The organism is Alistipes sp. CAG:268 (genome assembly GCA_000434235.1).
In the GTDB taxonomy this organism is placed as follows: domain Bacteria; phylum Bacteroidota; class Bacteroidia; order Bacteroidales; family Rikenellaceae; genus Alistipes; species Alistipes avistercoris.
Map to the genome: position 1 here is coordinate 82,779 of FR892007.1, position 7,863 is coordinate 90,641.

The 7,863-nt window shown below is 61.6% G+C and carries 9 protein-coding genes; 6 read left to right on the forward strand and 3 right to left on the reverse strand.

Features of this window, described 5'->3' with window-relative positions; genetic code table 11:
* Window positions 1-337: 337 nt before the first annotated feature.
* Genes QZL63_RS07860 through QZL63_RS07875 form a run of 4 tightly spaced genes read left to right on the forward strand, consistent with a single transcriptional unit; the run spans window position 338 to window position 4,424 of the window.
* Window positions 338-1,888, forward strand: coding sequence for a response regulator (locus tag QZL63_RS07860; RefSeq protein ID WP_022308776.1), 1,551 nt, complete (start codon window positions 338-340; stop codon window positions 1,886-1,888).
* A 6-nt stretch (window positions 1,889-1,894) separates the two neighbouring features.
* On the forward strand, window positions 1,895-2,311 hold the full coding sequence (tsaE, locus tag QZL63_RS07865; protein ID WP_022308777.1) for a tRNA (adenosine(37)-N6)-threonylcarbamoyltransferase complex ATPase subunit type 1 TsaE: 417 nt from the start codon (window positions 1,895-1,897) through the stop codon (window positions 2,309-2,311).
* 43 nt (window positions 2,312-2,354) lie between these two features.
* Complete coding sequence (locus tag QZL63_RS07870; RefSeq protein ID WP_022308778.1) at window positions 2,355-2,771, forward strand: SRPBCC domain-containing protein; 417 nt, start codon at window positions 2,355-2,357, stop codon at window positions 2,769-2,771.
* A gap of 57 nt (window positions 2,772-2,828) precedes the next feature.
* Entirely contained in the window at window positions 2,829-4,424 is a 1,596-nt protein-coding gene (locus tag QZL63_RS07875) for a MutS-related protein (RefSeq protein ID WP_022308779.1), read from the forward strand.
* 4 nt (window positions 4,425-4,428) lie between these two features.
* Here the strand turns inward: QZL63_RS07875 and QZL63_RS07880 are convergent, their stop codons facing one another.
* A complete protein-coding gene (locus QZL63_RS07880) occupies window positions 4,429-4,740 on the reverse strand; it encodes a hypothetical protein (protein WP_022308780.1) in 312 nt (103 codons plus the stop codon).
* A gap of 205 nt (window positions 4,741-4,945) precedes the next feature.
* On the opposite strand from QZL63_RS07880, the gene QZL63_RS07885 reads away from it, so the two are divergent.
* Window positions 4,946-5,635 (forward strand): LytTR family DNA-binding domain-containing protein, encoded by a 690-nt coding sequence (locus tag QZL63_RS07885; RefSeq protein WP_022308781.1) that lies wholly within the window; start codon window positions 4,946-4,948, stop codon window positions 5,633-5,635.
* A gap of 64 nt (window positions 5,636-5,699) precedes the next feature.
* Here QZL63_RS07885 and QZL63_RS07890 read toward each other — a convergent pair whose 3' ends face one another.
* A complete protein-coding gene (locus QZL63_RS07890) occupies window positions 5,700-6,074 on the reverse strand; it encodes an NUDIX hydrolase (protein ID WP_290586448.1) in 375 nt (124 codons plus the stop codon).
* Window positions 5,992-6,327, reverse strand: coding sequence for a hypothetical protein (locus QZL63_RS07895; RefSeq protein ID WP_022308783.1), 336 nt, complete (start codon window positions 6,325-6,327; stop codon window positions 5,992-5,994). The genes QZL63_RS07890 and QZL63_RS07895 overlap by 83 nt, the downstream gene beginning before the upstream one ends.
* A 78-nt stretch (window positions 6,328-6,405) precedes the next feature.
* On the opposite strand from QZL63_RS07895, the gene QZL63_RS07900 reads away from it, so the two are divergent.
* Window positions 6,406-7,863, forward strand: a 1,458-nt coding sequence (locus QZL63_RS07900; RefSeq protein ID WP_290586452.1) for a peptidase S9, incomplete at its 3' end; no start/stop codon positions are given.

Sequence of the window (7,863 nt, forward strand, 5' to 3'; positions counted from 1 at the left end):
TGTTTCAACCCGTAATTCGGACTGCAAATATACACTTTATTTAGTTTTCCGCCAACAAACGGAGTTTTTTTTCACGATTTTTTCAACGGCCCCTACCGGCCACGCACACAACACGATAACAAATACCGGGCAAAACCCGTCAAAAAATTAAGATATTCTGTGTCAATAAATTATTGAACCGCCGTCCCGGACCACCGCCAAAAAAAACGCAACATACTGACTGGCAACGACATGACATATCGGACAAAGATTCCGCCCCCGCCATCCAATAAACCGCCCGGTTTTTGCGTTTAACGGGAAGAATCATTACTTTTGCAAACCTTAACAGCGATACGCCATGGTTAAAATACTCTGGGTAGACGACGAAGTCGAACTGTTGAAACCCCACGTGCTGTTCCTCAGCCAGAAGGGTTACGATGTCGAAACCTGCAACAACGGATACGACGCCATCGACATGGCTGCGGAAGGCTCCTACGACCTGATCATCCTCGACGAGATGATGCCCGGCATGACGGGGCTCGAGACGCTTCCCAAGATCAAGGAGGTGCGTCCCACCACTCCCGTCATCATGGTGACCAAGAGCGAGGAGGAGAACATCATGAACAAGGCCATCGGGTCGAAGATCGCAGACTACCTGATCAAGCCCGTGAACCCCAACCAGGTGTTGCTGTCGATCAAGAAGAACGTACACCAGCAGCAGCTGGTCACCGAGCAGACCACGGCCGACTACCGCTCGGAGTTCGGGCGCATCAGCTCCTCGCTCCAGATGGCCGACACGTTCCAGGACTGGTGCTCGATCTACCGCAAGCTCACCGCCTGGGAGATCGAGTTGTCGGAATCCACGGACCAGAGCATCAAGGAGGTGCTCTCCTACCAGCGCACCGAGGCCAACCAGGAGTTCTGCAAGTTCGTACGCCGCAACTACTACAACTGGATCAACCGCCGTTCGGACGAGACCCCCGTCATGTCGCACACGCTCATGCGCTCGCGCATCTTCCCCGTGGCCGACGAGAACCCCAAGACCACGCTGCTGCTGATCGACAACTTCCGCTACGACCAGTGGCGCGCCATCTCGTCGATGCTGCGCGGCTACTACGACGTAGTGCAGGACGACTTCTACTGCGCCATCCTGCCCACCGCCACGCAATATGCCCGCAACGCCATCTTCGCCGGGCTCATGCCGCTGGCCATCGACAAGCTGATGCCCAACAAGTGGCTCAACGACAACGAGGAGGGCGGCAAGAACCAGTATGAGGAGGAGTTCCTGCGCCGCCTGATGCAGCAGAACGGCAAGCAGTGGCGCTTCTCGTTCGACAAGCTCGTGCGCCCGGAGCAGGGCCGCAAACTGGTGGACAACATCCAGAAGGTCTACGACGCCGACTTCTCGGTGATCGTCTACAACTTCCTCGACATCCTCTCGCACGCCCGCACCGAGACGGACATCATCCGCGAACTGACCGAGGACGACGCGGCCTTCCGTTCATTGACCCGCTCGTGGTTCGAGCACTCGGACCTCTACACGATCCTCAAGCTGCTCTCCGAGCGCGGACACACGGTGGTCATCACCTCGGACCACGGCACGATCCGCGTGGACAACCCCGTGAAGGTGACCGGCGACCGCGAAACCTCATCTAACCTGCGTTACAAGACGGGCCGCAACCTGGCCTACAACTCCCGCGAGGTCTACGAGGTGCTCAACCCAAAGGACATCCAGCTGCCGTCAAGCAACCTGACGTCGAGCTACATCTTCGCCTACAACTCGGATTTTCTGGTTTACAACAACGACGCCAACCGGCACATCCGCTACTACCGCAACACGTTCCAACACGGCGGCATCTCGATGGAGGAGATGATCGTCCCGTACATTGTTCTCAAACCCAAAGAATAAGACCCTATGAAAACAATCCATATCACCTCGCAGGAGGAGTTGCGCGACGTGGCCGAAGCCATTGTCCGCGACCTGGGACGGCGCACCGTCGTGGCTTTCCGCGGCGAGATGGGCGCCGGCAAGACGACGCTCATCCGCGAAATCGCGGCCGTACTGGGCGCAACGGACACCGTCACCAGCCCGACCTTTGCCATCGTCAATCAGTACAAGGGGGCGAACAACCGCCGTATCTACCACTTCGACTTCTACCGCATCGACGACATCCGCGAAGCCTACGACTTCGGCTACGAGGAGTACTTCTACTCGGGAGACCTCTGCCTGGTGGAGTGGCCCGAGAAGATCGAGCAACTGCTCCCGGGAAACGTCATGACGGTACGCATCACCGTGGACAGCGACACGGCCCGCACCTTCGAGATCGAATAGCGGCGCTGCACCCCTACCGAAAACGAACGAAACACGACAACCCATGCAGGAATACATCTCCAAACAGCACCAGATTCTGCGCTCCGCAGAACAGATCTATGCGGTCATCAGCCGCTTCGACAACCTGACGCCCGCCCTGGCCGACCGCGTCGAGGAGTGGCAGGCCGACGAGGAGCACTGCTCGTTCAAGGCCAAGGGATTCACCGTGAAGCTCCGCATGGAGGAGCGCATTGCCCCCAAGCACGTGAAGATCGTGGGCGACGAGGGCGGCGTGCCGATCGACTTCGCCTTCTGGATCCAGCTGCAGCCGGCCGGTCCCTACGACACGCGCCTGCGGCTGGTGCTGCACACCGATCTGAACATGATGATGAAGATGATGATCGGCGGCAAGCTCCAGACGGCCGTAGACCAGATTGCCGAAGGCATCGCCCGGGCCCTCAACGCCGCACCGCAATACTGATCGCACCCAGGAGGATAAATCGCGCAGGCGAAGATATCCAACCATACGAAACAGGCCATGGACCCCTTCAAGTTTCTCGGTTCCCGCTTCCGAAGACCGGGCCCGACGGCCCGAGGGGAGGTGGCATATGATTTCGACCGGATCAGCGCCTATTTCCACCGATGCGGCACCGAAGGAGCAGCTTCCCTGCAACGCATCGACGCAGATACGGCATTCGATCTGGATCTGCACGAAGTGTTCGAACGGATCGACCGTACGATAACCCCCGTGGGGCGCCAGATGCTTTATGCCCGTCTCCGCACGCTGCGGGGGCCGGATGACTGCAAAGCTTTCGCCGAGCGGACGGCTTTTTTCGAACACGACCCCGAACGGGCCGGCCGCTGCACCGCGCACCTCGGGCTTCTTGCGGAGGAGGATGCCTACGAACTCTACCGCCTCGTGTTCGACGAAACGCCCCGGCTACAGGGAATTCCGACAGCACACGTGACCTCTCTTCTGGCTGCCGCCGCACTCATTGCAGGGTGCATCCGTCCGGTCTTTTTCTTCCTGTTCCTCGCACTGTTCGTGGTGAATCTCTGGATCCACTACACCAATAAAATCCACGTTTTCGGCTACCTGCTGACAGTACGGCAGTTCCATCGGGCGCTCCGCGTCGCCCGACGGCTGGCATCGGAACGGGTTCCCGGAAGTAGTGCCGCCGCAGAGACGATCCGGACCGCAACCCGGATTCAGCGTCGGAGCCGCATCGTCGGGCAACAGGCGGACGGCGGAGACCTTGCAGCCGCAGCCTACCTGTTCGTCGAGCTGTTCAAAATCGCCTTTTGCCTCGAACCGCTGCTCTTCCACCGCTTTCTCCGAAGCATCGAAGGACACCGCGAGACCATCCACCGTCTGCTCCGCTTCATCGGGGAGACCGATGCAACCCTCTCCGTGGCACGACTGCGCCGCGAACGGCCGACCTGCCGGCCGGAATTCCTCGGAGACAAACGCCTCGAAGCCGTCGGCGTGATCCATCCGCTCATCGACGGCTGCGTGGCCAACACCCTGCGACTCGAAAACGAGAGCCTCCTGCTCACAGGCTCGAACATGTCGGGAAAAACAACCTTCCTGCGCACGCTGATACTCAACGCCCTGTTGGGCGAAACCGTCGGCTTCTGCTTCGCCGAACGATTCCGCCTCCCTTACTGCCGAATCTTCAGCGTCATCGGTCTGACAGACGATCTCGGACAAGGTACAAGTTATTACCTGCAGGAGGTTCTAAGCGTAAAGCGGCTTCTCGAGGCTGCAAACAAGTACACGCCGTGTCTCTTCGCCCTCGACGAACCCTTCAAGGGGACCAACACCGCCGAACGCATCGCGGCAGGCAAGGCGGTGCTCTCCCACCTGAACCGGAGCGGACAACTCGTGCTGGTCTCCACACACGATCTCGAACTGGCCGTGCGGCTCCGCAGCGACGGATTCGTCCCCTACCATTTCCGCGAAGAGATCGCCGACCGGCGTCTGACCTTCGATTATCGGCTGCACCCGGGAGTACCCGCCGGGCACAACGCCCTCCGCATCCTCGAACTGTACGGATATCCGCCCGAGGTCGTTGCCCAGGCGCGCCGGATCAGCGAGGAGCTCACCGGGTCAGAACCGCCGCGCGACCGCTGACGTCTCAGATCCGCGGTTTCTGCAGCATGCGGACGACCAGCGAGAGGGCATAGACCAGCAGGCCGTAGATGATCGGGATGCAGGCCACGCGAAGGCCGCCGGCCAGCAGCGAGGGCGCAATATCGCCCGCCTCCCTCACAACGCCCATCGCCTGCGAAAAACCGAGCAGCGTGTAGACGACCCCGGTAACCAGAGCCAGCAGACCGATCTCCCGGACCCAGGCCGGAGCCTTCCAGGCGGCAAACAACAGACAGATCAACTCGACGGTCAGGAGCGACATGCCCAGCCAGCCGCCTTCGAAAAAGAGTTGGAACATACGCGAAATGTTTTTTGAGGTTCTGCGGGAACTTTCCCGCAAACAAAGATAACACGCAAGGCGCCGCACCTCCAAAAATCGGGACGGTAGAAACCTCTCCTGACGCTGTCGAAACCCGCTGTTCTGCCCTACAGGGCCCTGCAGCACAGGTTTCATACCGTCTCATTCGGAAAATTTCTATATATTTGTACAAACCGAATTCGCGATGAGAGATGCCTTTCCGATCCTCTGGTGGCTTGCCGCGGCCGTCGTCATCGCCCTGCTGCTCATCAGCATGGGATATGCCGCTTCGCAGGCGATCCTGCTGGCCGTGTTCTTCCTGCCCGGCATGCTCTGCGCCCGCTATTTCTACCCGCAGCTCTCGTTCGAGGAGCGCAGGAAAGGGGTGCTTGACACCCTCTACCTCACGCTGGCCATCCTCTGCACCGAATACCTCGCCCTGATCCTCGGGCACCGCACCGCGCTGCCCGACGACGAGATCCCCGACCTGCTGTTCAACCCGCTCTTCATCCTGCTGGTGCTCTCGGCCTGCATCCTCCCGGAGATCCTGATCGAACGCCGGCTCGAGGCCCGCAGGCCCTACGACCGCATGCTCCGGTTCGTCTCCGACCGCCGGCCGGTCACACTCGACCCCGCGGAGCTGCTCTACGTCGAGTCGAACGACAGCGAGGTATGGCTCCACACCCGCTCGGGTGAGGCCTACCGCACGAAGACGCGCATCTCGCAGTGGGAAGCGCTGCTCGACCGCCGCTTCCTGCGCATCCACCGCTCCTACATCATTAATACGGAGTGCATCGAGGAGTACCATCCGACCCGGATCCGGATCGGAGGCAGCGACATCGAGATCTCCCGGAAATACAAGGAGGCGGTCCGCCGGCGTCTCGGTCCCGAATAACACACTCCGCCCGCAAGCCCCGCACCGCCCGTACCGCCGCTGCGGTCCGACCGATACGCGGTGGTTACCGGCGCATCGCCTCGGCCACGCACCGGATCGTCGGGAAGGCCCCGCGCACACGATCGGCAGCCTCCGCCTCCGTGCACCACACGACCTGTTCGATCCCCTCCTCGCGCTGGGGTGTCAGCGGCTCCGCGCCCTCGGTGCGGAGTTCATACCAGCTCGTGCGCTTGAGCTCCCAGCGTTCGGTCTTCGGAAACCAGTAGGCATGCAGCGTCCGGCAGAGCGGCCGCACGACGCGGGCCCTGACCCCCGTCTCCTCGGCGATCTCGCGCTCGGCGCAGGCCTCCAGCCCCTCACCCGCCTCGACATGTCCTTTCGGAAGGTCCCAACGGCCGTTGCGGTGGATCATCAGCCACTCGCCCCGGCCGGTCACCACGATGCCGCCGTCCCGCGCGCCCGTTCACCACGATGCCGCCGGCCGCCTCCACCGGCGTGAACTCTGCCGCAAAGGCGGCAAAGGCGGCCTCCGGATCGGGCGAGAGAACCGCCACGGAGTTGTACGATTCGAGAATTTTGAGTATCTTGGCACGGGTTACGCCGTCGGCCGCACGAACGGCGTGCCACTCCCCGCCGGGAGCCGCAGCCGCGAACGCCACGGCCCGGTCGGCAAAATAGACGATGCGATTCATGATGTTCCTTTTTTGAGCGAAACAAAATTACGAATAAATGGGAAAACCGCTACGAAAATGAAAAAAATCCTTTTGACGATGGCTATTGCAGCTATGGGGCTGGGCGCCTGCGACGATCCGCGGCCCGCACCCCTGACAATCGACAACCGGCTGACCGACGAGGAGATCGCCGCCGGGATCCTCACCCCCGAGGTGATGTGGAAAATGAGCCGGGCCGGCGGCGCCGCACTCTCGCCCGACGGAAAGACGCTCCTCTACCAGCAGACCGACTACAACATGCAGGAGAACCGCGGCGTGACGACCGTCTGGATCCAGGACCTCGCATCGAACGTCCCCGTGCGGCTGACCGACACCTCGTCGAACAGCACTTCGCCACGCTGGAGCGCCGACGGACAGAAGATCCTCTTCCTCTCGGACCGCAGCGGCTCGATGCAGGTGTGGGAGATGGGCGCCGCGGGCGGTGATCCGCGCCAGCTGTCGGCGCTGGAGGGCGACGTCGAGGGATTCGGCATCTCACCCCGCGGCGACAAGGCGTGGTACGTGCAGCGCGTACAGGCGGCCGCACGCCGTTCGTCGGACATCCACACCGACATGGACAAATCGAAGGCCCGCATCTACGACGACCTGATGGTCCGCCACTGGGACTATTGGGATGAGGGTGAACACCTCCACATCTTCGTGGGCGACTTCGGGGCCGACGGCCTGAAGCCCGGCGTGGACATCATCGGCGCCGATGCGGCATGGGACGCCCCGCTGGCCCCCTACTTCGACATGGCCGAGATCGCCTGGAACCATGCCGGAACGATGCTGGCCTACACCTGCAAGCCGCTCACGGGTACGGCTTATGCCGTATCGACCGACTCGGACATCTTCGTCTACGACGTGGCTTCGGGACAGACGCAGAACATCTGCAAGCCGACGAACTTCAACACGGGCGAGAAGATCGAGCGGCTGCGCGACAACCTCCCGGGCTACGACAAGTATCCCGTCTGGTCGCCCGACGACCGGAAGATCGCCTTCCTCTCGCAGCGGCGCGCGGGCAACGAGTCGGACAAGGCCCGCCTGTTCCTCTACGACTGCGCCACGACCGAGATGTGCGACCTGACCGAAGATTTCGACTACAACGCCATGAATGTCGTCTGGGAGGGTAACGACCGCCTGTGGTTCGTCGCGCCGATCGAGGCCACGCACCAGATCTGCCGCATCGCTCTGGGCGAGGGTGAGGTCGAGGTGCTCACGAAGGGCGACCACGACATCACCGCCTTCACGATGGCCGCAGGGCGCATCGTCGCCGAACTGGCTACGATCAGCTCGGCCACCGAGTTCTACGAGGTGAACCCCGCGGACGGCGCCCTGACAAAGATCTCGTCGATCAACGGCGCGATCTACGAACACATCCGCATGGGCCAGGTGCAGAAACGCTGGGTCGAGACCACCGACGGCAAGCAGATGCTCACGTGGGTGATCCTGCCGCCCGACTTCGACCCCGCCAGGAAGTACCCCACGCTGCTCTACTGCGAGGGCGGTCCCCAGAGC

Coding starts and splice junctions, on each gene's coding strand:
- QZL63_RS07880 (WP_022308780.1), bottom strand. CDS start 4,740: ATGTTCCAACTCTTTTTCGAAGGCGGCTGGCTGGGCATGTCGCTCCTG.
- QZL63_RS07860 (WP_022308776.1), top strand. CDS start 338: ATGGTTAAAATACTCTGGGTAGACGACGAAGTCGAACTGTTGAAACCC.
- QZL63_RS07895 (WP_022308783.1), bottom strand. CDS start 6,327: ATGAATCGCATCGTCTATTTTGCCGACCGGGCCGTGGCGTTCGCGGCT.
- QZL63_RS07870 (WP_022308778.1), top strand. CDS start 2,355: ATGCAGGAATACATCTCCAAACAGCACCAGATTCTGCGCTCCGCAGAA.
- QZL63_RS07875 (WP_022308779.1), top strand. CDS start 2,829: ATGGACCCCTTCAAGTTTCTCGGTTCCCGCTTCCGAAGACCGGGCCCG.
- QZL63_RS07885 (WP_022308781.1), top strand. CDS start 4,946: ATGAGAGATGCCTTTCCGATCCTCTGGTGGCTTGCCGCGGCCGTCGTC.
- tsaE (WP_022308777.1), top strand. CDS start 1,895: ATGAAAACAATCCATATCACCTCGCAGGAGGAGTTGCGCGACGTGGCC.